Below are 23,264 nucleotides of genomic sequence, written 5' to 3'. Positions count from 1 at the left end.
GCGATGCAATTTAACTATAAGGTAATTTTTAAAGTCATCGGGTTTTTGCTCCTCATCAATGGGGCATTTATGCTGATATGCCTGCCTTTTAGCTTTTACTATGGCGAAGGAGACCACTTGGCTTTGATTCAATCAGCATTAATTACCATTGGTTTTGGCGCCCTGTTTGTCTTTCTAACAAGAAATCTTCAAAGCAACGATGTAAGAAAGAAAGACGGATACCTCATCGTAACCATGGGTTGGCTTTCCATGTCTTTTTTTGGATCGCTGCCCTATATTCTCAGTGGATCCATTCCAGACATCACCAATGCTTTTTTTGAAACCCTATCCGGCTTTTCTACCACAGGGGCTACCGTATTAACCGATATTGAATCTGTTCATAAAGGGATTCTTTTTTGGCGGAGCTTGACACAATGGATTGGCGGAATGGGGATCATTGTTTTGACCGTCGCGATCCTCCCTCTCCTGGGCATTGGCGGAATGCAGCTATTTGTTGCTGAAGCACCGGGGATTTCTCCAGATAAGCTTCAGCCAAGAATTAAGGAAACAGCCAAACGGCTTTGGATGATATACTGTGGACTCACGCTCACTGAGATGGTGCTACTGTGGGTTGGTGGTATGTCTTTTTATGATGCCATCAATCATAGCCTAACCACGATGGCAACCGGAGGTTTCTCAACAAAAAATGCAAGTATCGCTCACTTCAGTGATCCATTCATTCAGTATGTGATCATAGTTTTCATGTTTATGGCAGGAACCAATTTTACGATGACGTATTTTGGTCTGCACGGTAGATTTAAAAAAGTACTAAACAACGAAGAATTTAGGTTTTACTTGATTTTCTGCGTTTCCGTCTCATTACTGGTCGGCTTAATTATCTATAACCTTGGGCATGACACATTTGAAAAATCGATCAGAGATGCACTTTTCCAAATAGTATCCATCGTTACCACAACCGGATATGTTACACATGATTACACTGCCTGGACATCTTTCCTTACGGTGATCTTTTTCTTGCTCATGTTTGCCGGAGGTTCGGCTGGCTCCACTGCCGGAGGAGTAAAACTTGTGCGGCACATTTTGCTGATCAAGAATAGTTTATTGGAGCTCAAGCGAATCCTTCACCCCTCTGCAATCATCCCGGTGCGGTTCAATGGAAAATCCGTGAGTCGGGACATTACGTTTAATGTGTTGGCATTCATCATGATTTATATACTAATTGTGTGCTTTGGAGCAATTGCCGTATCGTCCTTTGGAATTGACTTTAATACCTCACTTGGAGCAGTAGCTACCACACTTGGGAATATTGGTCCTGGCATTGGAGATGTAGGACCCGTAGATAATTTTGCCCACCTTCCCATGGGTGTGAAATGGATATTATCCTTTATGATGCTATTGGGTCGATTGGAGCTTTTCACTGTGCTCATCCTTTTCACACCATTTTTCTGGAGAAAAGTCTAAAGCCTTTCAACAGATTGGCTCATCTTTGAACCACTCATACAACACATGATTAAATGAATATGCTGAGCTTTATCATTTGGACTGTAGATCCATCCATTTTCACCATTCCATTCACGGACTATGCACCACGATGGTATGGGGTACTCTTTGCTACTGGGTTTCTTGTCTCTCAGCAGATTTTTTTTAGAATATTTAAAACTGAGGGTAGACCCGAAAAAGATGTGGAGCGCATTACGGGCTACATGATATTGGCCACAATTGTTGGTGCGAGATTAGGTCATTGTCTTTTCTACAACCCTGGATATTATTTATCGAATCCTCTTAAAATTTTGATGGTTTGGGAAGGAGGACTAGCCAGTCATGGAGGAGTCCTTGGAATCCTTGTTGCCGTCTATTTTTTCTGTAAGAAATACAAGTATAGATACCTCTGGATATTGGATCGCTTAGTGATTGTCGGAGCTTTAACAGCAGCCTTGATCCGAATTGGCAATCTTTTCAATTCCGAGATGGAGGGGACTTTGACCAATTCAGACACAGGAATCGTATATGCAAGAGCCGCTATGGAAACACTAGCGTATTCACCGGATATTGAAAGTGTGAGCTTTGAAAAAGGCGGAGAAATGGAAAGCCCAGCAGAAGGGATTGTTCCGATAAAAGCAATCATAGCCTACAGAAGAGGAGTTGCGTTTGAGCTTCAGGATAAAAATTTTGTAGAAAACAACCTCAAAGGAGCACTAAATAGGTATCGGGAGGTCACGGAACATGTAGATTTCGGAGAAGGCCCACTCATGTATAAGAATTATCAAAAGGATGGAAGGGAAATAATTGAAATTTCGGCCTTAGGTAAAGTAAGGCATGCTGCTCAGCTTTATGAGGCAGCCTATGCCTTACTGTTGATGATGGTTCTTTACTGGCTCTGGGTAAAGCGCCGCGACGTTCTTCCCCAGGGCTTCAACTTTGCGCTTTTCATGATCGTGATGTGGTCACTCCGATTTGTAGATGAATTTTTCAAAATGAATCAGGAAGCGTTTGAGGAGGGAATGGTTTTGAATATGGGGCAAATTCTCAGCATACCACTAACACTGGTCGGATTCATTATGATGATTTGGATATACAACAGGGATGCGAAAATGGCGGATTTTAATTGACATAAAAAAAGGGAGCATTTGCTCCCTTTTGATTTCATATCAATCAACTTCTTATTGATCAGCTTCTTCAGCCATCTCATCAGCTGCAGCTGCAGCTTCTGCAGCAAGAGAATCAACTGCGACTTCAAGAGAATCCATAGCGTCACCAGCTACCTCTTCCATTGACTCCTCTGTAGCCTCACTTGCTTCTTCTACAGCCTCCTCTGATTCAGATTCTGATGATGCCGATGATGTGCAAGCCCCTAGGAATGCTACCATCGCTAATAGTAATAATACTTTTTTCATTTTTGGTCAGGTTTAAATTATAACCTTAAAATTAGAAGGTTAATAGCGATATACAAACGATAAATCCCTTTTAATCAAAAATCACAAAATAAAAGTTTACGTTTTTTGAAATCATTTTAAAAAAATTTCTATCTGACGACTTGTCTTCTTTTTAGTAGAAGTCTCAACATTTATCTGCCAAGTTGTCTTGAAATAGTGCAAAAATTCCTTTGGAATACCATTTGTATTCTCCCAATCGTACAAGATTAAAAGGCAGATGAATTTCAATAATTATACAATTAAGGCACAGGAAGCACTTCAGAAAGCAACAGATATTGCCGGAAGTAGCGGTCATCAAGTAATAGAAACAGGACATCTTTTAAAAGCGATTTTAATGTCGGATGAGAACCTTGTTTCATTCCTATTGAAGAAGCTTGGGGCGAACAAACAGATGGTGGAAACTCCACTGGATGAAATAATCAGCTCCTATCCACAAGTCACAGGAGGTCAACCGTACCTTTCGAATGACGCAGCAAAAGCGTTGCAGAAAGCAGAGAAGTACCTGAAAGACTTTGGAGATGAGTATGTAGCGGTAGAGCATATCATACTTGGAATTTTGGCGGGGAGTGATAAGCCAAGTCAAGTTCTTAAAGATGCAGGCTTTCAGGAAAAGCAACTGATTACGGCGATCAAGGAATTGCGTGGCGGTGAGAAGGTAACAGATCAGAACGCAGAGTCTAAGTATCGATCGCTTGAGCGCTACTCGAAGAATCTCAATGAGCTGGCTAAGAACGGAAAGATTGACCCTGTGATAGGCCGTGATGAGGAAATTAGGAGAGTGCTTCAAATATTGGCAAGGCGGACTAAAAACAATCCGATTCTGTTGGGAGAACCTGGGGTTGGTAAGACAGCCATTGTTGAAGGAATGGCTCAACGAATTGTGGATGGAGATGTGCCGGAAAACTTAAAATCCAAAACGATCATTTCATTGGATATGGGGCTTTTGGTAGCGGGCGCGAAATTTAAAGGAGAGTTTGAAGAGCGCCTCAAAGCGGTGATCAAAGAAGTAACGGATAGTGATGGAGAGATCATTTTATTCATAGATGAAATTCACACACTCATTGGAGCCGGTGGCGGTGGTGAGGGAGCTATGGATGCTGCCAACTTATTGAAGCCAGCATTGGCACGAGGAGAACTTCATGCAATAGGTGCTACCACTCTTCAGGAATATCAGAAGTACATTGAAAAGGATAAGGCGCTCGAACGAAGATTTCAATCGATAGTAGTGGACGAGCCAAATGTGTCTGATGCGATTTCAATTCTTAGAGGGATTAAGGATAAATATGAGATTCATCACGGAGTGCGCGTGAAAGATGATGCTGTTATAGCAGCTGTGGAGCTTTCTAATCGCTACATCTCTGATCGTTTTCTTCCGGACAAGGCCATTGACCTGATGGACGAAGCAGCCTCTAAATTGAGAATCGAGATTGATTCTCTTCCTGAAGAGCTTGATGAGCTAAACAGGAAAATCATGCAGTTGGAAATAGAACGTGAAGCGATCCGAAGAGAAAAAAACAAGGACAAAGAGAAGCAGCTCAATAAGGAAATTGCAGACTTGGATGAGGATAGAAAGGAGTTAAAGGCAAAATGGGACAATGAGAAATCTGTTATACAAGGCTTAAGGGAAGAAAAAGAAAACATTGAAAAGTATAAAACAGAAGCTGAGCAAGCAGAGAGAAGTGGTGAGTATGAGAAGGTAGCGGAGATCAGATATGGAAAGATTGTAGATGCCGAACAGAAGTTGGAAGCTTACCAAAAGCAACTAGTGGAAATGCAAGGAGATCAAAGCCTTCTGAAAGAAGAAGTAGACCCTGAAGATATCGCAGAGGTGGTAGCTAAGTGGACAGGCATTCCGGTTTCCAAAATGCTTCAGAGTGACAGAGAAAAGTTGATTCATCTGGAAGACGAACTGGGAAGACGTTTGGCCGGGCAATCAGAAGCAATCGAAGCAGTGTCTGATGCGGTAAGAAGAAGTCGTGCTGGTTTGCATGATCCTAAGCGACCAATTGGCTCTTTTATATTTTTAGGTACCACGGGCGTAGGAAAAACAGAGCTTGCAAAAGCATTGGCAGAATACCTCTTCAATGATGAAAATTCCATGGTGAGAATAGACATGTCTGAGTATCAGGAACGTCACGCGGTAAGTAGATTGATAGGAGCGCCTCCGGGATATGTGGGCTATGATGAGGGAGGTCAATTGACAGAAGCTGTGAGGAGAAAACCTTATAGCGTGATATTACTCGACGAGATTGAAAAGGCTCATCCTGATGTTTTCAACATTCTCCTTCAGGTATTGGATGATGGTCACTTGACGGATAACAAAGGAAGAGTTGCCAATTTCAAGAATACCATCATTATCATGACGACCAACATTGGTTCGGGGCTTATTCAGGAAAAATTTGAAAAACTGGATGAAGCCAACCCAGAGCCAGTTATCGAGGAGACAAAAAATCAAGTGTTCGAGTTACTGAAAAAATCAGTGAGACCAGAGTTCTTAAATCGTGTGGATGAAACCATCATGTTTAGACCACTCAGCAAGGAAGACTTACAAAAAATAGTAGGTATCCAGTTCAGGTTGATCCAGCAACGATTGGAAGAGAATGGAATTAAGATCGAGGCTGATGATAAAGTGCTGAAGCATCTAGGCAAGATTGGATTTGATCCACAATTTGGAGCACGACCGCTAAAAAGAGTTCTTCAGAGAGAAATCCTCAATGAATTATCTAAGGAGATTCTTGCAGGTAACATCGCAAAGGATTCAGTGATTGGCGTGACACTCTCAGATAACGATCAGGTGGAATTTTTGAATCTTGATGCGGTAGAGATTGAGTAAGCTCTGGAGGCGATTTTGTTGGGTGGCGATCATTGGTCTTATGATCGCCTTCCACAATACGTACAATCAAGAGTTCAAATCCCTTGAAGAGCCGCAGCAGGAAGCAATTGCAGAAGACGAAGAAGAATAGAGATCAGGATGATCCTTTTTTTATTTGATGCGTAGGCCGTAAACATGCTTATCGTAGCAGCCAAAAATGATCAGATCTCCTGAGATCTTTGGTGAGGAGAATGATCCATTTGGAAGTGCGTATGTGCTAATTTCTTCTCCAGTTTTACGATCCAGTAGAAAAACGATTCCGCTATCTTTTGGATTATACCCATTTCCAGAGGTGTATATAACCCATTTTTCTGTAACAGCCGGCTTGGTATAAATATTCTTTCCACCATTCTGAGACCAAACAGGCCGACCTATTTTTGGGTCAAACGCCAACATGGAATGGTTATCCGATCCGCCAATGTAGAGCGTATCCTTGTAAATGACCGGGTCACCAATTACCCACCCCTGCTGAGCATCTGTGTATGTCCAAACCTTTTCGCCAGAAGAAATATCGAGCACATTGAGCATGAAGTTCCGAGCTCCGAAAAAAAGTAGCTCATCATAAATGAGAAATTCGGAGACAACCCCGCCAAAGGTGCCGTATGGCTTAGCCTGCCGATAGGTTTTCTTTTTCCAAAGCAGCGTATTACTGTTCAAAGAATACGCGTAAACGTTTCCTTCCCAGTCACCGAAATAGAGAACATCTTCGCTGACCAAGGGAGAAGACCTGATTGGAGAATTACCTTCTGTCTGATAAGAAAATTCTACTTTACCATTCCCTGCATTGAGCCCATAGACATTACCATTACCACTGCCCACATAGATTATTCCGTCGTGGAAAAATGCGATAGATCTTTTATCATCGTATGGATCAATCTTGTATGGCCACTCGTATTCCTTGTATTTGAAAACAAAAGGTTCCATTTCAAGATCGAACGTCCATTGTGTTTTGCCATTTTTAATGTCAACCAGGTAGAAGACATTAGCGGATTCGAAAAAGATGTTGTCTCCAACAAGTGTTGCTTTCGCCTGAATGTTTCCTTCCGTTTCAATTCTCCACTTTTCCTTTCCCGATTTTATGTCAAGCGCAAAAAACACACCGCTTTGATCTCCGATAAATACAGTTTCTTCATGTAATAGAGGGCTGGCTAAGACAGAATCTGTAGCTTCAAACTTCCAATCCAACTCAAGAGTTTGAGACGAGACACTAATCGTGACGATGCATAGCAGCAGGCATAAAAAGGTATGTTTCATAAGTCCTATTATTTTGATTTAATCTCAAGCTATTTCAATTTGTTTCTTGCTTGGTATTTGAAGCTTAGCAAAACCTTATTAAATCCTTGTCAGTATTAACTTGAAGAGATTTTGACAGAAAAAGACTACATATCACTATGCAAAAAGCAGATTCAAGCAAAGTTTAATCTCAATTCAGATTTGATTGAGCGAGACTTTGAATACCTACATGATGTGATATTGGAAGAAACTCAGACAGATCTGAGCACTTCTACCTTGCGTCGCATATGGTCGGATAAGAATCAGTCAATCCCACAAACCAAAACGCTCGATGCACTTGCTCAGCTTCTGGAACATCCGGGTTGGCATGAATTCAAACGAGCGCATCAGGCCGTGGGTAAGAAATCCATTCACATGAATGCGCGATCCCTTGCTTACATTATTGGACTGGTACTTTTGTTGTCTTCTATCTTTCTGCTAACATCCACAGAGGAAGTCGTGGGGGAGGCAATTTTAATTCCTGAGGTCCTGGTGTACGAAGGAGTTCCGGCCACCATTGGTTTTCATTATAGCATCAAGAATCCAAATATCGACATTGAATTGTCGTGGAATCCATACGAACGAACACGGTTAGATATGGATCAAAACTTTTACACCGGGACCTATTTATATCCTGACTATCACCAGGCAAAACTGTTACATGGAGAGCAGGTTTTAGTAGCATCACCCATACATGTTACAACCTCTGGTTGGCATGGTCTGATCATGGACGCCGGTTACGATACCAAGCCAAGTTATCTGGATAGCATTGAGTTTTTATCTGGGGAGAAGCTCTTTGTAAAGAAAGAAAGTATGGCACAAGCAGGAGAACAATCAGGAATCGCACTGCCGGTTTTCACTCTTTCACATACAGACCTTTCAAGCCTTTCCGGAGATGCTTTCACGCTGAAAGCATTGGTGAGCAGTCAAGCCTTTTCAAAAGAACAAACTTGCTTATTCTATGAGGTACTAATCAAAGGTGAAAATGGAAATATCAGAGTACCTGTCAGCCAGACGGGATGCTACGGACTGACAGATTTAAAGTGTGTCGGTGAGGTTTTCTCAGGAAAGCAAAATGATCTTTCAGCTTTGTCCACAGAACTAAGCAAAGAACATCAATTTAATGTCCAACTCAAGGGAAATGAAATGCGAATCAATGTGGCAAACAATCCGGCATTAACCATAAGCTATGCGAATAGGGTTGGTCCATTAAAGGTGATCAAGTTCATCTTCCAGGGGTCATCTGAAATTCGTTCATTTGAGCTCTTGGATGAAAATGGGTCACGCTTTGAATCGTCAGCATTGTATCCATTCTGAGAGAGTTGGGTCAAAGAATTACAAAATTTGTTTGAGAATTTGGAACGAAATGTGAGTAAATCATCTTACATTTATTCTACTATTACCCGTAACAAATACGTCATGACTGCAGAAGAAATCCAATCTCAAATCACAGATTTAGAATCTAAATTAACTGGTGATATGTTTAGCGACATGGAAATCAAGGACAAGATTCACAACCTAAAGATGAAGCAAAATGGTACTCGTCCAATGAACTCGGAAATAGAGTGTGTTGGTTGTGGCAGCTGATTTTAGAAACCATTCTGGTTAAATACTGTCATTAGCCTGAAAGACAATAAAACATGAAAGGTATTCAGGCAGCTTTTTTTCTTAGCATCATTTTCTTAGCCCCTTCCTACTCGCAAGAGGAGTCAACATACGACTACACCTCTAGCTATGGAGAGCATGGGCATAGCAGTTTTGCGCTCGTGCGGAAAGAAAATCGTTACGGTCTGATTGATCGGCAAGGCAAAGAAATATTGCCTCCTGAATTCGATAAAATCTACAGGTATGGTGAGTCAACTACAAACTGGGCGAAGATTCAGAAAGATGGCCGATATGGATTCGTAGACCGAGCGGGAAGCATCGTTGTAAAAGTTGAGTACGACCGAATCTATTCTTTTGGAGATAAGAATGCCAACTGGGCGATGGTTTTGAAAAATGGCCTTTACGGATTCATTGACCGCACAGGGGCTGAAATTGTGACTCCCGTTTATAGCAGCATCCATTCGTTTGGTTCGAGCAATGCTGCAGGAGCATGGGCTAAAGTACAGCGCGATGGCATGTATGGCTTCATTGATCGTGCTGGCAAAGAAGTTGTGCCTACTGTTTACCAGAGAATTGGAAGTTTTGGTTCTGTAGGAACAGCCTGGGCTAAGGTAGAACAGAATGGACTGGCAGGGTTTATCGATCGTTCAGGCAAAGAAGTAGTACCTCCAAAGTATACTTCAGTCTCTTCATTTGGCACGATTGCAAGTCACTGGGCTAGAGTTGAACAAAATGGACTATATGGAGTGATCGACCGGACCGGCAAGGAGATCATTCCACCAAAGTACGAGCGGATTTACGATTTTGGAGGCAAGGGAGCCTCCCATTTAGCGATGGTGAGAAAAGCGGGGCTTTTCGGGTTCATTGATAAATCAGGCCGGGAAGTAGTTCCTGCCATCTACCATAAAATCGGGTACTTTGATCGTGAAAATTCGAATTGGGCATTGGTGGAGAGACAAGGCAGGTTTGGGTTTATTGATAAAAGTGGGAAAGTAGTCGTGCCTGTTGCGATGGCGGATTTGAGTAGAAGCTTTCATGAGCTAAGTGATCACTTCAGCTCGCGTGGTGTCCACCTTGGAAGTATTGGCGCTGTTAAGAAATATTGGGTGAGTGATTTTGTAGGAAAATACGCTTTAATAAAGAGCAAAAAAACACGGCAACTAGGGGTAATCGATCGAGACTTTGAGGTGATTGTACCCGTCGAGCATAAAAAGATACTGGTGGATGAACGAGGCAGCATCCATGTTTGGCAGTAAATACCGTTGCTTTGTCGTTAAATAAGCACATAATTTGCTGAATATCAGGGATTAACACATCTTTGGTATATGAAAACTTTAGTAATCACCCTTTTGTTTTTATTCGCTTCTAACGCTTTATTCTCCCAATTTACTTCTGTTCAGAACGGTGATTGGGATGATTGTGCCACATGGGGAACCTGTCCTGGGACCGTTATCGGCACAGACTACCCAGGGAGGACAGACAATGTATCCATAGGACATGCGGTTACCGTGAATAATACGCTGGACAATTCAGCTACGAATACACAGCCCAACGATGAGGCAATAGCAGGAGTTTGCGGATGCACAGGTGTGGGAGCAACAGGGTGTGTCGATACGCCCACAATATGCAATACCGATGCCTTCTACCAGAAAGGGACGATTACCGTTACCAACGGAGGAGCTTTTACGAGCACAGTAGCAACAGTTTTTGAAGGGGACGTTGAAATACAAAGTGGAGGTTCTTATAGACTAAATGCCAGTTCTACATTATTCCTCATAGGAAGGGTAGACGTTCGTGACGGAGGTTCTTTGATTACAAATCAGAACTTAACGATATCAGGAGATGCGGTAATTAACATTGAAAGTACAGCAACTGCAGGAGTAGGGGATGATCTTTATATTGATGGAGATAATGCCTTTGTCTGTGGAGATGGAACACTTGACCTGGATGGGGTATATTATCCTCCGGGAACGCGCAACAACTCTGTGCGTCATTTCAATTCAACTGATAATACAACGGTTGATCAGATATGCTCAAACACCACTGTGGTATGCGAAGATGGCAACTGTTGTGGCGGAGAATGTGATACAGATATTGATGCAGGAGCAGGAGCAGGAGATGGTGAAATTTCGCCTGGTGATGGTTCGGCTACTGCACCTGAGGTACTACCTGTAGAGCTTATTTCTTTTGACTGGAAAGACGAGATTTCATCGATTACCATTCAATGGTCTACCGCAAGTGAATTGAACAACGAAGGCTTTGATCTTTTTAAATCCACCAATGGTGAGGATTTTAATTATGTCACATTTATTGAGGGTGCTGGCAATAGCAGTCAAATGTTGAACTACAAATTTGAAGATCTAAAACCAGTTTCAGGGGCGAATTATTATCGTTTGATTCAAAAAGATTTTGATGGACAAACAGAAGACTTGGGAACCATACGAGCATTTTCCAATGCAACAGATTTATTTACAGTCTACCCTAATCCAGCATCAGAGCGGGTAACGATACTTTTTGGAAATCAATTTTTAAGCACAGCAGCCAAAGTCAGGTTATACACCATTTCAGGTGAGACCGTTTTCGAAGAGGAGATATGGGTAGGAACAAACGCAGTTGATTTAACTCTAAATTTTAAACCTGGAATCTACTTTCTGGAATCCAATAATGGCACTTTCAGTCAAAAAAGAAGATTGGTGATAAAATAGAAAAGCCCCTTTGCGAGCAAGAACCTTCATGTCATAAGTGGTTTGCTAAAAACTTCGCTGACAATACAGTCATTCCAAATTTCTTACTAAAGTATCTGCTTCTTTAGTTGTGACTGAGCGCAAACGCCCCCTTCATAGTTGATAAACTTTCATTTCCACGTTCTGTAGACCAGAGTTGTTCCTTTTCATCGTTCCTTTTATCCCTTTCCATCTAAGAATAAGCCAGATCAACTCCTTTGATTGACTTAAAAGGAATTATGCGGTCTTTATTAAAAGTACATAGTAAAGTGACACATTAATTCAATAAACATGGTTAAGAGCTTTCAGAGAAACTTAAAACTAAGAATCGTGTGCATTTCGATTTCTTTTTTGATTACCTCGTGCCACGTTGGCCGTTTTGTCGCTTACAATGCAGCCGGTATTAATGACTATAAAAAATTCCCTCAAAGAACGATCGATAATGATACTTCGATATTCAAATTTTATGAAAATGCGTATAAGCAAAAGACGCTGACTGAATTAAATAGTATCAAAAATAACTTTGAAGACTATTTATCAAATCATGGCACAGTTGCATTCATAATCATTCAAAATGACACGGTAAAGTATGAGCAGTATTTCAATAACTACAATCGATCTTCTATAGTATCATCGTTTTCGATAGCAAAGTCGCTGACATCACTATTAATCGGATGTGCTATTGATGACGGTTTGATTAAAAGCACAGAAGAGTATGTAGTTAAATACATCCCTGAACTCAGCGATCGTAACTTCGAAAATGTAACCATTGAGCATTTGCTGCAAATGACCTCTGGATTAAAATCTAAAGAGAGCTATTACAATCCATTCGGCGATGCTGCTCAGCTGTATTATGGGAAAGATTTACGAAAATTCATATCAAAACTGCGTACAAAGTCAGATCCGGGAGAGAGCTACAATTATGTAAGTGGTAATACTCAGTTATTGGGATTAGTGTTGGAGAGGGCTTTAAATGGGAAAAGCGTTTCTCAATATTTAGAGGAGAAACTATGGAAAAATTTGGGTATGGAATATGATGCTAGCTGGAGCATTGATAGAAAGGAAAATGGTCTTGAAAAAACATTTTGCTGTGTTAATGCGAGAGCAATTGACTATGCCAAAATAGGTAGGCTTGTTCTCAACAAAGGAAATTGGAATGGAAATCAAATAATTTCTGCTGATTGGGTGTCACGTTCAGTCAAAAGAGATCATTCTAATGGGAGCTCCAGAAACTATCAATATCAATGGTATACACCCTACCCCAATGGAGATTTTATGGCTCGAGGAATTTTGGGTCAGTATTTGTTTATCAGCCCATCGAAAAGCTTAATAATAGTTCGCCTAGGGGAAAAAGAAGGAAATGGCAGTTGGCTGGGGTTATTCGAAATGATAAGAAACCATTATTGGTCTTTTGGAGGATGGATTAATCGCTAATAGTCACCTCTACGTGTGGCAATTGATGAACGTAAGAAGTATGCATATTCTCCTTATTTCAGCTACAAATCCTGGAATGTCAATTCGATTAATTATACTGATTAAGAATCCTATCCAGATTGGATTTATATCCCCTGCTGAGTTTGACCTGGGATCGGTTGGTAAGATGCAGAATGTACTCACCATGAAAATAAGATTCCAGTGATTCAATGTGATCTATGTTCACCATAAATGATTTGTGCACCCGTACAAATATGCCCGGGTCAAGCACTTCTTCCAATTGCTTTACAGATAGGTTAGTTAACTCTGTCTTGCCTTCCAGATGCACTTTGGAAAAGGAGCCTTGACTCTCAATCCAGTAGATAGATTCAACCGGTATTAGGGTAATCATACCTTTGTGCTTGCTGGTTATTTTCTTTAGATACTGCGTTGACTTGTGAGTATTTAGTTGTGCCAAAAGAGTGGTCTTACTTTCATCCCATATCGATTGTTTAAGGGTCCATTGTTCATATACGCGATCCAGCATTTTAGCGAAACGTTCCTTGTTCAATGGTTTCAATAGGTAATCAATGGCATTTTCCTCAAAAGCGGTAATGGCATATTCTTCAAAAGCGGTGATAAACACCAGGTAAGGAAAAGGGTATTTCAACTGCTTTGCTACTTCAATTCCGTTTAGTTCGGGCATCTCTATATCCAACAGCACAAGTTGGGGCTGATGTTGATGGATTGCTTTAAGGGCACTCTGGCCATCCGAGCAGTCCTCCACAACGCAGAAGCGATCATCTTCATTAAGGTAGTGTAGGATAGCCTCTCTAGCTAGTGACTCGTCATCAACGACTACAACTTGCAGGATGTCACTTTCTCTCATATCAGTTTTGACTTACTGGAATTTTGATAACAGACGTTACCCCTTGCCTTAAGATATCGTTCTTTACTTCAAAGAAATGGTTTCTCTCATAAAGCTTTTCCAGTCTGGTCTCAATGTTGGATAAGCCAACTCCTTTGGTCAATTGACCTTTTTCAGGTAAGAGTGGCCCCTCATTGAAAAGCTCGACCTCCATGAAATTTCCTGACTGTGAAATTTTCAATTCTATCAAGCACGCGTCTTTACTTTTGGCAATTCCATATTTCATGGCATTTTCAATCAAAGGCTGTAGAATTAGGTTAGGTACCTTTTGATCAAGACATTGAGGATCCACATCTCTTTTTAGGGTAAGGCGATCTTTGAAGCGCACGGATTCTATTTCGAGGTACAGATCAAAAAACTCGAGCTCTTTTGATAGTGAGACCATTTGATGTTCCTCAAAATCCAAGGTCCTTCTCAAGAATTCTCCAAGCTTGCTGGTCATGTTGATCGAAATCAAATTTTCACCGATCAGTGTCAGAGAGGTGATTGTATTCAAGGTGTTAAAAAGAAAGTGTGGATTTAATTGAAGCTTAAGCGCCTGCAGCTGGGCCTGAGTTAGTTGGCTTTGTAGTTGATCGTTTTTCATCTTGATGAGCGCCATGTTAAGCTGATTGTTTTTTCGTAATGAATAGCTTCTAGCAATCACAATGATCATCATCACCAACGCAAAGATTAATAGATCATTGGTGAATCTGGATATAAAGTAAGGTAAGTATTCGCCTAAAGTCGCTTGTGTTAAATCTAAATATCCGTGGATGGTAAACATATACACCAATGTTAGATTACTTATTAGCAGGAGAATAAGTAGGCCAGTGATCGAGTGGATCAAAAGAGGCTTTATCCAGTTGTTTGATTCAAAAGACCATCGGTTGGCAACATAGATTAAGACGGGTGTCAGCAACATCCATCCAAGCCAAATAGGGAGCTGGTCAAGAAATAGGGTTATCCAGTCTGGTTCCAAGCCATTTTTGATGCTGGTGAAATATACCTGATTGGTGATGATTATTGCGATAAATAACCAAAACCCTAGAAGTATCAGCCAATGCTTAATACCGAGTTTCTGATATGTGTTTTTTAAACTCAACTTAGAATAAATCTACGAAGATAGAAATGCAAAACGGCTTCTGTTTCTGGTACTCTCTCATTTAAAGGAACTAGCCGTTATAATACTTCCATTTGAAACTAACACCGGAATTTTTCATTTTGATGAACAAAGGCCTTGTTTGGTGAAGCCAAAACGTTTTTAACCTACTTCCATCTGAAATAACCTTCCATACTTTTATTTGCTGACCATCCAAGCGATGATTTTCCTCACTAACTACCTCGATATTAGCCCAAACCAATTTCGAACCATCATTGAGGTCTAGCATTGGTAGCGACACGGTATATCCTACTTTTAGTGGTAGGGCACTTAAGACGTAGTGCAGGGTTGCGGGTTCAAATAGTTCATGTTCATAGACTTTGTCATAAACAAGTTCAGACTTGATATTGGAGTCTTCCCCAGGTGTGATGTGTCCTACGAGACGGTTGTTTATAAATTCTAGTTTACCAGTATAGTCTGAAAATGCATTGTAAAACCATCTTTTGGTAACACCCAAAGTTTTGGCTGAAAAATAAACCGAATCTGGGGCTTTTTTGCCGTTGACTTCAAAGTCAATAAATAGCTTATAATTCGATTCTGACTTAGCATCTTCCTTTATTAGATTATAGATCATTTCTCCGCGGAATTTTCTGTAGGTAATCTTTTGCGGTTTGATTTTGTTGATGTCAAGTTCAGAGCTACCAGGATAAACCTTATGATAGATGGGCCCTGGATGTGGAGGTCTTGTGCTGCTGCAAGACATCAGTAAAAAAGTAATAATGAATATTATGGGAAGGAACCTTACCATTTTTACCATTAAGATACGTTGGCGATCCCCATGAAGTAACCTCTTTTCTCTAAGCTGGCTTTATTTGTTATTAAGCCGTCTTTTAAGGAGGACAAAGCGCTGTTGTGTATATCTATTTCTATTGCCAGAGATGTAAAATTGAGCTCACCACTTCATTCATCGATTCATCCTTGTTCTAATGAAAATCAGCCTGTTCATTCCTTTGAAACAACTCAGAGAAAGTGGCGAAAGTTAGAGTGGGGAAACAAACTGAATCAATATGAAGTACTTCAACTCTTCTTTCAAACTATATTTAATCGTCATGATGCTGGGAGCAGGATATATGTCAAGAGCTCAGGCCATCACACATGAGGATTTGCTGGATTCTTGGGATATAATGACCAGCATGGTCGTTGAATCTGCCAACTTGATGCCAGCAGAACACTTTACCTATACACCAGGAGATCCTTTAAGAAACTTTGCCAATCAATTAAACCATACCACAGCCTCCAATATTGGATTTGCAAAATCAGTAAATGCAGGGCCTCCAAGTTTTAGAATTCCTGACAGATCCAATCCACCACAAGAAAAGGACGCGGTAATTGAAATTTTAAAGAATTCATTTAGCTATTTCCGAGGAGGATTGGAAAAACTATCTCAAGCAGATCTGGAAGAAAAAGTTGCATGGGGACACCCAAGCAACCCTAAGCAGATCACGCGTCTAAAAGCAATACTTATTGTAATGAGTCACCTTCAACGAGAGCACGGGAAGACAATGATGTACTTAAGGGCAAAAGGCGTTCAGCCATCACAATCTGGAAGTTGGAAATTTTAACTAAGACACATGAAAAATCTCATAATACTAATAATAACAATATCAATTTATGGGTGCTCAAAAGCGCAACCACCGATCGAACCCGCTTTTGATCCGGTACTACCTGGCGACCCGTCACTGGTGACAGATCGGATTGCCCCACATAAAGTCATGTACGAAAAATCCGGAGGGAATATGACTTATGTAATGAAAGAAGTAGAAAAGAATGGAAGAGCCGCGTACCAATTAGCCATATATTTTAATCAGGATGAATCAGGCACTCCGGACTTAATCTATATCGATAAAAGCACTTTAGGTTATTTGGGAAGAAGACTCGAGATGAAAGATTATATCATTGACGTCCAGTTTGCAGATAATCGATTCACAGGTAAACTTGAGCCAATAGCAGGCTCAGATTACAATGAGGTTAATTATGAAAAAGAGTATCCGCACAATGCCTTTGAACCTGCAGTAATCAATTACTTTATCGCAGCTCTTCCATTGAAGGAAGGGTATAAAGCATCAATTCCAGTGTTTGACCTCAATAAAGGATCGCAGATGTTTTGGTCCAACATTGAAGTACTTGGAAGAGAGACCGTGAAGGTTGATGGAAAGAAGCATGAAACATGGAAGGTGAAGTCCACGGGGATCAAGGAGAAGACAATTTGGGTATCTACAGATGTTCCTTATGCCATCAAAATGAAGACAAAGGGGAGTTTTGGAACCTGGGAGTTTGTTGAAGAATAGTTTTTTGGTTTTCAGAAGGAGGCATCTATGATGCCTCTTTTTTGGCAGAGCTTTTTACAAAAAAGCCCCCTAATTCAGGAGGCTTTGAATCTAAATTTTGAGAGCATTTAGAAAGCTTCGCTAAACAAAACTTTCATCTCTTCCCAGCTCGCACTATCTGCCGCAGCATTGTAAGCGATTGGCATATTGAATTTTTCAGCTAATGCATCGGCTTCCTTGCTTGTAAACGAATGCAAGGCACCTTCATAGTTGATGAATTTGTAATCGGCTCCCGCAGCGTCCATAGCAGCTTTGAAATCCAAGATTTGCTGTTCGGGTATAAACTTATCGTCTGCTCCGTTGGCTACTAAAACCTTACCCTTCACCGATCCCACCTCCGGCATTACAGGTAATTGAAGTCCGGCATGAAATGCAGCGACAGCATCTAACTCATATCCGGAGTTGGCCATGCTTAGAACTGTGCTACCACCGAAGCAATAGCCAATAGCGCCGATTTTCTCAGGATCAACATTGGGGTGATTTTTCAAAGCCTCCAAAGCCGCTTCAAAGCGGGCCTTTGCTACATCGAAATCGCCCATAACCATACTAGCAAATTCACCTGCTTCATCTGGGTGTGCAGCTTGCTTCCCATCACCGTACATGTCAACTGCCAGTGCAACATATCCCAAGTCAGCAAGCATGTCTGCACGAGACCTTGAGTATTCGTTGTGGCCCCACCATTCATGTACCACAAGGATGCCAGGCCTTTTGCCTTCGCTATTTTCGCCTACTGCGAAATATCCCTTAAGCATCGTTGAGTCGGCAGAGTATTCAAATTCTCCCGAAGGTGCTGCTACTTCTTCTGTAGTTTCTGATTCATTATCAGAAGCTTTTTCCCCTTCCGTAGAGGAGCAGGCCACCACAAATATTCCAATAAGGAATGCATAAAATAGTTTTAATCTCATCATATCAGGTTTTTAGTTCTGTATAAAGGTAGGAAGGAAAGATAGAATTGGTTTGCTTTGAGATGATTTCTACTCAGTGTCAGATTCTCTTTTGGTGAGGCGAAACACTGCCATACCTTCTTTAAGCTCACCAACGATCTTGGTTACCTGCTCTGATTTTTCAGAATAGCTGACCATGCCTGAAGAGAGCTCCGAAGCGGAGGCAGCAACCTCTTCGGCACCAGCGGCCGTTTGCTCAGCTATAACGACGACACTCTCCATAATTGAAACGACATTTTGGATGCTTTCCGTTTGATCTTGTGTTGATACGAGAATCTCTTTTGACAATTCTAACGTGTGTCCTGAGCCTTCTGCTATTTCTTGAAAGGCTTTTGAGGCATTACTAGAAGCGCTAATACCCCCATCTATACGCTCACTCATGCTTTTGATTTTCGCGACAGCATTTTGCGTGTCGTTTTGAACGCCGAGTACCAGCTTCTCAATGTCTTTGGCAGAAGATCTTGAGTCTTCAGCAAGTTTCCGAATTTCTTCCGCAACTACTGCGAAACCTCTGCCAGCGTCCCCGGCCTGGGCAGCTTCAATGGCCGCATTCAAAGCCAGAAGATTCGTTTGGGAAGCGATATCTGTGATAATATTCAATACACGGCCGATCTCTTTAGACCTTTCGGAAAGTACGTGGATAGATTCTCCGGTTTCATTGGCAACATGTTGAATTTCACCCATGCTCTCGCCTACTTCGTTAACTATCTTTAACCCTATCGTGCTATTATCCTTTCCGTTTCCAGCAGCCTGATTAATCGCTTCAACCTGGTTTCGAATGGTAGAAGACGCCTCAAGAATGTTTTCTACAAGCGATGAAGATTCGTCTACCTTGTGTACTTGCTCACTGCTACCGCTGCTCATTTGTGCGATTGCAGATGCGATTTCCATGGTAGTCGCTTTCATTTCTCTACTCACTGCCAACATTTCCTCTGAAGAGTCGCCCACGACATTGGTTTCAGCAGACGTCTTATTGAGGAGCAAGCAAAGGTTACCTAGTGCTTTGTTGAGGTTGTCAGTTAGCTCCTTCATTTCTCCCTGAACTTGTTCTTCGAAACGAAGGGTTAGGTCTCCGTTGGCCATGGCGTCAATAACCTCATTGATTTTCCTCATTGGAACAGCCACTGAGTTTAGTAAGTCATTGATGGTAGAGCTCAATTCACTCCACTGACCAAAGGCTTCTTCCGTGGATATGCGATTGGAAAAATTGCCTTTGACACCTGCTTCATGGACAACCTCCTTCAGGTCATCAACGATCCGGATGAGATTTGCTCGCATTTTTAAAAGGGAGTTGCCTAGTAGATCGTCTTCACTTGCAGCAACAAAATCTGAATCAAGATTACCGACACCAATTTGCTCGGAGAAACTGGCTTTCTTTTCCAATTCGGTAGCCAGAACGTTGATGGATGAAGACATCTGCACAAGCTCTTTTGTTCCCTTGCTATTCGCATCTTTGCTTGAAATGGATTCACCCCTTGCCAGCCGTTTAAGAACCTTGTTGAAGTTACCCAAGGCATCTGAAATGTTAGCGGACATTTTGAGGATCAAAAAAGTCAGAAGCAGAAGACCTATTAGGCCTGCGATGATGGTTTTTATGAAAATGGCATTGAAAGACTGAACGATCTCTGAAAAAGGAACGACGGTACCCACGGCCCAATAAGTATCTGAATTGCCCGCTTTGACGGGAGCAAATGTGATGTATACACGTTCATTAGTGACGTTGCTATCAAATGCTTCAAATGAAAATGACTTCCCAGATTCTACATTGGATTTCGCCATTGCAATCTTTTCAGTTTCCATAAATGATACCTGATCGATTGGTTTAAAAATCAATTCTGAGTCGGGATGAGCGACGAGCATTCCCCTTGCAGAGACGACAAAAGCATAACTATTTGCGAAAGCGTCATAGGTTGTCATCGATGCATAGTCATTGAGCCCAAGGTCGACACCAACCTGGCCGAGGTATTCTCCATTGAGTGTGATCGGCACGACCGCCGATGTTCCTAAAACAATTTTGTCTGAGAGTACATTGTTTGCATCAAAATCATAGGGCTCTGCAAGTCCTTCTTTACCGCTTTTTTTAATTACATTATAAAAATTGTTGGGATTGTAATTGTCAACGTCCGTTGTATCATGGACCATTTTTTCACCACTAGGTGTATTTACATAGACGTGACGTTCACGACCGTGATCGAGTGGCCATGCAGGGTCGAGTGATTTCATATCCCAGCTGATCCAGATGGTCTCTAATTCTGGCGTATATCTTAGGGTATTTTGTAGCAGATTGGTCTGATAGTCCAATCGCTCATTAAGCGATAAGTTTTGCTTCGTTTTCACCAAAGCTTCTATGGTACGTGATATACTCAGAAACCTTTCGAATTTAGAATTGATGAAGTTGGCCTTCTGAACTGCTGAAGTGTCTGCCAATTTTTTTGCATCAGCTATGGCGTTTGCTCGGAGCGAATAGGCAATGTATCCAAGCGTGCCGACGTAAATAACTACCGTTACTCCTAGAATGAGGAGTAACATTTTCTGTCTCAATGAAAGCGGGTAAAAGGAGGTGGACATGGGTCAATACTCTTCACACAAAAGTTTGATCAGCTGGTTATTCTGAACGAACTTTTATTTAGGTTAAAAAATGATGGTTAATAGGACTATACAAATATGTGGCGAAAACTGAAAACTTGGATAGTTTATTCTATGGGTGACCCATACTTACCTACGAAATGACTGAAAATCAGGTTGTTTGATTGAGCCTGCTCTTGAAAAGCCTGCTTTAAATGAATTAAACGTGTCAAAATAGCGAATCTTACTAATAACGGAATTTGTACTTTTTCTAGAAGATACCGGTATTTGTAAAAAGAAATAATTTGGGGGTACTTCGTTTTTTAACAAGGCAGGGTAGCAGGCATGGTGGACTAACAATGGCAATATAAACCGGGCACAGAGTCCCGGTTTTGGATTTCAATGCAATATAAAATTGATAGGTACGACCATTTGAACCCTTACCCTCACATCACCTTGTTTGCCTGGGAGAAATTTTGGGACTAGCTTCATAACACGTAGTGCTTCTTCATCGCATCCAGCGCCAATTCCTTTCACTACTTTAAGGTCTGTGAGAGAGCCATCCTTTTCTACGACAAATTGAACAAACACCTTGCCTTCTGCACACCCTGCTGGATGCTGTATATTCTTACCTATAAACTCAGTCATTGCTTTTATCCCAGCCGGGAATTGAGGTGAAATGACAGGATTTATTAGGCAGACGATTTCCTCTTCATCTGACTCCAAACATTCAAAATGGTCTTCCTTACATGAAAGAAGGAATATCAAGAATAGAGTTACTACTAAGGGTCTCATTTTAACCGAAAAGTCACGGGGAGTTGCATTTGCACTTTTACGGGTACCCCTCGCTGTTTTCCAGGAGTGAATTTTGGCATTAGCTTCAATACTCTTATAGCTTCTTCATCGCACCCTGCGCCAATTCCTTTGACCAGCTCAATATCTGTTATGGAACCATCAGTGTCAATGACAAATTTGAGATACACCCGACCTTCGATCCCTATCTGCTGTGCAGCTCTCGGGTATTTGATGTTCTTAGTGATGAACCCAAGCAAGGCGGCATTGCCTCCTGGAAACATGGGCATATTTTCTACGATGAGAAAAGGATCGTCAGTGATCTCATCAGATAGGACAGGCTCACCAAAGTCGATTTCTACAGGTTCACTATCTATTTCAATGACTGGGTCATTTTGTAGAGTCTCGGTAAGCTTTTCCACCTCTTTTATTTGGTTTAGTTCAGAAACAATTTGTTTTTTAACCTTAGGCTTAGGTATTTCCGGCAACTTCTGCTTTGTGATTTGAATCTCGTCAATGACGTACCACGGATCATCTATCGGATCTTCATGTTTCACTACTGGATCAATTGGGGATTTCCACTCAAAAGCGAGTAAAGTCAAGCAAAGAGAGATTATCATTCCGATACCAAAGAATAGAGGTCTTTTTGACTCTAAGTCATATTTTTCATTTTTCTTAAGTTCCATAATTCAAGCTTTTATATGGTTTTCAATCGTTAGATCGAAATAAAAGCAGGAATCATGCCTTAGTTTTTAATTGAGAAAATCGTTTATGTGTTTGGAGAGGTTAGCGTAAACTTCTTTTCGAGGAAGAAGGTCAGCAGAATCAATTTCTGTGAGGGGGCGGTAGACTGTTTTTTGAGACTCCTGAAGGTATTTTTCACAGCTCTTCAGATCCTTCAGAATGGGGTTGGAATAATCGAGCGAGCAGGTGTGCCTGAATTCTTCCAGGTAGCTATTGTACCAAAGACTCACGCTACTCAATGTCACAAGCGAGGTAAAAAAAGTCTCCAAGGTCTTTTCGCGACCTTCTATAAAGGTGAGCTGTTTTCTATTTTCAATTCGCTTGGTATACAGTTCCCAGAGTTTGAGAATATCTGCTGATTTATCTACACTTCCGGAATAGATTACATCTGTACGATACAGGGACGAAATGATCAAAGGAGATCCTTCTGTCAGTGATTGAATGACTGACTTGAAGCTCCTGGAGGTTTGATCTCTGAAATGAAACCGCGGCGCTTCTTTTCCCTGGATATGGATGTAGCGAAGCATGTATCTGTGATAGATTAACTCATATTTGCCTCTGGGGTTTTCAAAGATGCATCTTTCAACAAATTTGCGATCGCTTCTTGACCATGCTTCTGTGCGAAAGAGAAAGCATTCATGCCTTCCTTATTGATCAAGTGTATGTTGGCTCCCTTAGAGACTAGCATCTCCGCAAGATCGTAGGAGCCCTTAAAGCAAACGCCCATCAGCGCCGTATTTCCAAGGGCGTCTTGTGCATCAATCTTGGCACCGTGATCTATGAGTAATTCGGCTATTTCCTTTTGCCCAAGGTATGTAGCCAATACTAATGGTGTAAAACCGCGCTCATCAGGGGTGTCAGCAAGTTCGGGATGTTTTGCTAGCAATTGTTTGATAGGAGCTATTTGGCCGGACCGGATATAATTTAAGAGTTCCATGTAGATTATTAAGCGATTGAAAATGAGGGTTCACTTAATTTGAAGTGAACCCTCTCTTTAGGTCTTGA

General features: G+C 41.4%; 22 protein-coding genes. 11 read left to right on the top strand and 11 right to left on the bottom strand.

The window, feature by feature from the left end:
- Positions 1 to 3 precede the first annotated feature (3 nt).
- Positions 4 to 1,461, top strand: coding sequence for a TrkH family potassium uptake protein (locus ABJF57_RS04195; RefSeq protein ID WP_462230914.1), 1,458 nt, complete (start codon positions 4 to 6; stop codon positions 1,459 to 1,461).
- A 53-nt stretch (positions 1,462 to 1,514) separates the two neighbouring features.
- The gene (locus ABJF57_RS04190; protein ID WP_462236014.1) at positions 1,515 to 2,609 is read left to right on the top strand and encodes a prolipoprotein diacylglyceryl transferase; all 1,095 of its coding nucleotides are present in this window, start codon (positions 1,515 to 1,517) and stop codon (positions 2,607 to 2,609) included.
- 51 nt (positions 2,610 to 2,660) lie between these two features.
- Here ABJF57_RS04190 and ABJF57_RS04185 read toward each other — a convergent pair whose 3' ends face one another.
- Positions 2,661 to 2,894 (bottom strand): hypothetical protein, encoded by a 234-nt coding sequence (locus ABJF57_RS04185; protein ID WP_462230918.1) that lies wholly within the window; start codon positions 2,892 to 2,894, stop codon positions 2,661 to 2,663.
- Positions 2,895 to 3,150: 256 nt separating this feature from the next.
- Between ABJF57_RS04185 and clpB the strand changes: the two genes are divergently transcribed.
- Together clpB and ABJF57_RS04175 are read left to right on the top strand one after the other, a co-directional pair.
- Positions 3,151 to 5,766 carry an ATP-dependent chaperone ClpB gene (clpB, locus tag ABJF57_RS04180; protein WP_462230920.1) on the top strand — a complete coding sequence of 872 codons (2,616 nt, stop codon included), beginning with the start codon at positions 3,151 to 3,153 and terminating at the stop codon, positions 5,764 to 5,766.
- Positions 5,759 to 5,896 (top strand): hypothetical protein, encoded by a 138-nt coding sequence (locus ABJF57_RS04175; protein WP_462230922.1) that lies wholly within the window; start codon positions 5,759 to 5,761, stop codon positions 5,894 to 5,896. The genes clpB and ABJF57_RS04175 overlap by 8 nt, the downstream gene beginning before the upstream one ends.
- Before the next feature lie 20 nt (positions 5,897 to 5,916).
- Here ABJF57_RS04175 and ABJF57_RS04170 read toward each other — a convergent pair whose 3' ends face one another.
- Positions 5,917 to 7,059 (bottom strand): outer membrane protein assembly factor BamB family protein, encoded by a 1,143-nt coding sequence (locus tag ABJF57_RS04170; protein WP_462230924.1) that lies wholly within the window; start codon positions 7,057 to 7,059, stop codon positions 5,917 to 5,919.
- 111 nt (positions 7,060 to 7,170) lie between these two features.
- Here ABJF57_RS04170 and ABJF57_RS04165 point away from each other — a divergent pair, with 111 nt between their 5' ends.
- The 5 genes from ABJF57_RS04165 (at position 7,171) to ABJF57_RS04145 (ending at position 12,839) form a co-directional block, all read left to right on the top strand.
- Positions 7,171 to 8,394 (top strand): hypothetical protein, encoded by a 1,224-nt coding sequence (locus ABJF57_RS04165; protein WP_462230926.1) that lies wholly within the window; start codon positions 7,171 to 7,173, stop codon positions 8,392 to 8,394.
- A gap of 102 nt (positions 8,395 to 8,496) precedes the next feature.
- The gene (locus ABJF57_RS04160; RefSeq protein ID WP_462230928.1) at positions 8,497 to 8,664 is read left to right on the top strand and encodes a hypothetical protein; all 168 of its coding nucleotides are present in this window, start codon (positions 8,497 to 8,499) and stop codon (positions 8,662 to 8,664) included.
- 53 nt (positions 8,665 to 8,717) lie between these two features.
- Complete coding sequence (locus tag ABJF57_RS04155) at positions 8,718 to 9,938, top strand: WG repeat-containing protein (RefSeq protein WP_462230930.1); 1,221 nt, start codon at positions 8,718 to 8,720, stop codon at positions 9,936 to 9,938.
- 69 nt (positions 9,939 to 10,007) lie between these two features.
- Positions 10,008 to 11,387: a T9SS type A sorting domain-containing protein gene (locus ABJF57_RS04150; RefSeq protein WP_462230932.1), complete on the top strand. Its 1,380-nt coding sequence runs from the start codon at positions 10,008 to 10,010 to the stop codon at positions 11,385 to 11,387.
- Between the two features lie 309 nt (positions 11,388 to 11,696).
- Positions 11,697 to 12,839: a serine hydrolase domain-containing protein gene (locus ABJF57_RS04145; protein WP_462230934.1), complete on the top strand. Its 1,143-nt coding sequence runs from the start codon at positions 11,697 to 11,699 to the stop codon at positions 12,837 to 12,839.
- A gap of 88 nt (positions 12,840 to 12,927) precedes the next feature.
- Here the strand turns inward: ABJF57_RS04145 and ABJF57_RS04140 are convergent, their stop codons facing one another.
- The 3 genes from ABJF57_RS04140 to ABJF57_RS04130 all read right to left on the bottom strand — a co-directional run bounded on the left by ABJF57_RS04140 (position 12,928) and on the right by ABJF57_RS04130 (position 15,590).
- Positions 12,928 to 13,707 carry a LytR/AlgR family response regulator transcription factor gene (locus ABJF57_RS04140; RefSeq protein WP_462230936.1) on the bottom strand — a complete coding sequence of 260 codons (780 nt, stop codon included), beginning with the start codon at positions 13,705 to 13,707 and terminating at the stop codon, positions 12,928 to 12,930.
- Between the two features lies 1 nt (position 13,708).
- On the bottom strand, positions 13,709 to 14,830 hold the full coding sequence (locus tag ABJF57_RS04135; RefSeq protein ID WP_462230938.1) for a sensor histidine kinase: 1,122 nt from the start codon (positions 14,828 to 14,830) through the stop codon (positions 13,709 to 13,711).
- A 70-nt stretch (positions 14,831 to 14,900) separates the two neighbouring features.
- Entirely contained in the window at positions 14,901 to 15,590 is a 690-nt protein-coding gene (locus ABJF57_RS04130) for a DUF3108 domain-containing protein (RefSeq protein WP_462236012.1), read from the bottom strand.
- A gap of 304 nt (positions 15,591 to 15,894) precedes the next feature.
- On the opposite strand from ABJF57_RS04130, the gene ABJF57_RS04125 reads away from it, so the two are divergent.
- Entirely contained in the window at positions 15,895 to 16,449 is a 555-nt protein-coding gene (locus ABJF57_RS04125; protein WP_462230942.1) for a DinB family protein, read from the top strand.
- Between the two features lie 9 nt (positions 16,450 to 16,458).
- Positions 16,459 to 17,175, top strand: coding sequence for a DUF3108 domain-containing protein (locus ABJF57_RS04120; RefSeq protein WP_462230944.1), 717 nt, complete (start codon positions 16,459 to 16,461; stop codon positions 17,173 to 17,175).
- 107 nt (positions 17,176 to 17,282) lie between these two features.
- Here ABJF57_RS04120 and ABJF57_RS04115 read toward each other — a convergent pair whose 3' ends face one another.
- From ABJF57_RS04115 to ABJF57_RS04090, 6 genes are all read right to left on the bottom strand, one after another.
- Positions 17,283 to 18,122, bottom strand: a complete 840-nt coding sequence (locus tag ABJF57_RS04115) for a dienelactone hydrolase family protein (RefSeq protein WP_462230946.1) — start codon at positions 18,120 to 18,122, stop codon at positions 17,283 to 17,285.
- Between the two features lie 66 nt (positions 18,123 to 18,188).
- Positions 18,189 to 20,726, bottom strand: coding sequence for a methyl-accepting chemotaxis protein (locus ABJF57_RS04110; protein ID WP_462230948.1), 2,538 nt, complete (start codon positions 20,724 to 20,726; stop codon positions 18,189 to 18,191).
- A 396-nt stretch (positions 20,727 to 21,122) separates the two neighbouring features.
- Entirely contained in the window at positions 21,123 to 21,518 is a 396-nt protein-coding gene (locus ABJF57_RS04105; protein ID WP_462230950.1) for an energy transducer TonB, read from the bottom strand.
- Positions 21,515 to 22,201, bottom strand: coding sequence for an energy transducer TonB (locus ABJF57_RS04100; protein ID WP_462230952.1), 687 nt, complete (start codon positions 22,199 to 22,201; stop codon positions 21,515 to 21,517). Before ABJF57_RS04100 ends, ABJF57_RS04105 begins: the two co-directional genes overlap by 4 nt.
- A 66-nt stretch (positions 22,202 to 22,267) precedes the next feature.
- Positions 22,268 to 22,786, bottom strand: coding sequence for a hypothetical protein (locus ABJF57_RS04095; RefSeq protein ID WP_462230954.1), 519 nt, complete (start codon positions 22,784 to 22,786; stop codon positions 22,268 to 22,270).
- 14 nt (positions 22,787 to 22,800) lie between these two features.
- Complete coding sequence (locus ABJF57_RS04090; RefSeq protein WP_462230956.1) at positions 22,801 to 23,196, bottom strand: ankyrin repeat domain-containing protein; 396 nt, start codon at positions 23,194 to 23,196, stop codon at positions 22,801 to 22,803.
- Between the last annotated feature and the right edge of the window lie 68 nt (positions 23,197 to 23,264).

The organism is Ekhidna sp. (assembly GCF_039940915.1).
Lineage (GTDB): Bacteria > Bacteroidota > Bacteroidia > Cytophagales > Cyclobacteriaceae > Ekhidna.
Note: the sequence above shows the minus strand (reverse complement) of the source record. Positions and strands in the feature narration are given on the sequence as shown.

Bases quoted from the DNA above. Each gene is read 5' to 3' on its own strand.
- ABJF57_RS04195 (WP_462230914.1), top strand. From the start codon at position 4: ATGCAATTTAACTATAAGGTAATTTTTAAAGTCATCGGGTTTTTGCTC.
- ABJF57_RS04190 (WP_462236014.1), top strand. From the start codon at position 1,515: ATGAATATGCTGAGCTTTATCATTTGGACTGTAGATCCATCCATTTTC.
- ABJF57_RS04185 (WP_462230918.1), bottom strand. From the start codon at position 2,894: ATGAAAAAAGTATTATTACTATTAGCGATGGTAGCATTCCTAGGGGCT.
- clpB (WP_462230920.1), top strand. From the start codon at position 3,151: ATGAATTTCAATAATTATACAATTAAGGCACAGGAAGCACTTCAGAAA.
- ABJF57_RS04170 (WP_462230924.1), bottom strand. From the start codon at position 7,059: ATGAAACATACCTTTTTATGCCTGCTGCTATGCATCGTCACGATTAGT.
- ABJF57_RS04160 (WP_462230928.1), top strand. From the start codon at position 8,497: ATGACTGCAGAAGAAATCCAATCTCAAATCACAGATTTAGAATCTAAA.
- ABJF57_RS04155 (WP_462230930.1), top strand. From the start codon at position 8,718: ATGAAAGGTATTCAGGCAGCTTTTTTTCTTAGCATCATTTTCTTAGCC.
- ABJF57_RS04150 (WP_462230932.1), top strand. From the start codon at position 10,008: ATGAAAACTTTAGTAATCACCCTTTTGTTTTTATTCGCTTCTAACGCT.
- ABJF57_RS04145 (WP_462230934.1), top strand. From the start codon at position 11,697: ATGGTTAAGAGCTTTCAGAGAAACTTAAAACTAAGAATCGTGTGCATT.
- ABJF57_RS04140 (WP_462230936.1), bottom strand. From the start codon at position 13,707: ATGAGAGAAAGTGACATCCTGCAAGTTGTAGTCGTTGATGACGAGTCA.
- ABJF57_RS04130 (WP_462236012.1), bottom strand. From the start codon at position 15,590: ATGTCTTGCAGCAGCACAAGACCTCCACATCCAGGGCCCATCTATCAT.
- ABJF57_RS04125 (WP_462230942.1), top strand. From the start codon at position 15,895: ATGAAGTACTTCAACTCTTCTTTCAAACTATATTTAATCGTCATGATG.
- ABJF57_RS04120 (WP_462230944.1), top strand. From the start codon at position 16,459: ATGAAAAATCTCATAATACTAATAATAACAATATCAATTTATGGGTGC.
- ABJF57_RS04115 (WP_462230946.1), bottom strand. From the start codon at position 18,122: ATGATGAGATTAAAACTATTTTATGCATTCCTTATTGGAATATTTGTG.
- ABJF57_RS04110 (WP_462230948.1), bottom strand. From the start codon at position 20,726: ATGTCCACCTCCTTTTACCCGCTTTCATTGAGACAGAAAATGTTACTC.
- ABJF57_RS04105 (WP_462230950.1), bottom strand. From the start codon at position 21,518: ATGAGACCCTTAGTAGTAACTCTATTCTTGATATTCCTTCTTTCATGT.
- ABJF57_RS04100 (WP_462230952.1), bottom strand. From the start codon at position 22,201: ATGGAACTTAAGAAAAATGAAAAATATGACTTAGAGTCAAAAAGACCT.
- ABJF57_RS04095 (WP_462230954.1), bottom strand. From the start codon at position 22,786: ATGCTTCGCTACATCCATATCCAGGGAAAAGAAGCGCCGCGGTTTCAT.
- ABJF57_RS04090 (WP_462230956.1), bottom strand. From the start codon at position 23,196: ATGGAACTCTTAAATTATATCCGGTCCGGCCAAATAGCTCCTATCAAA.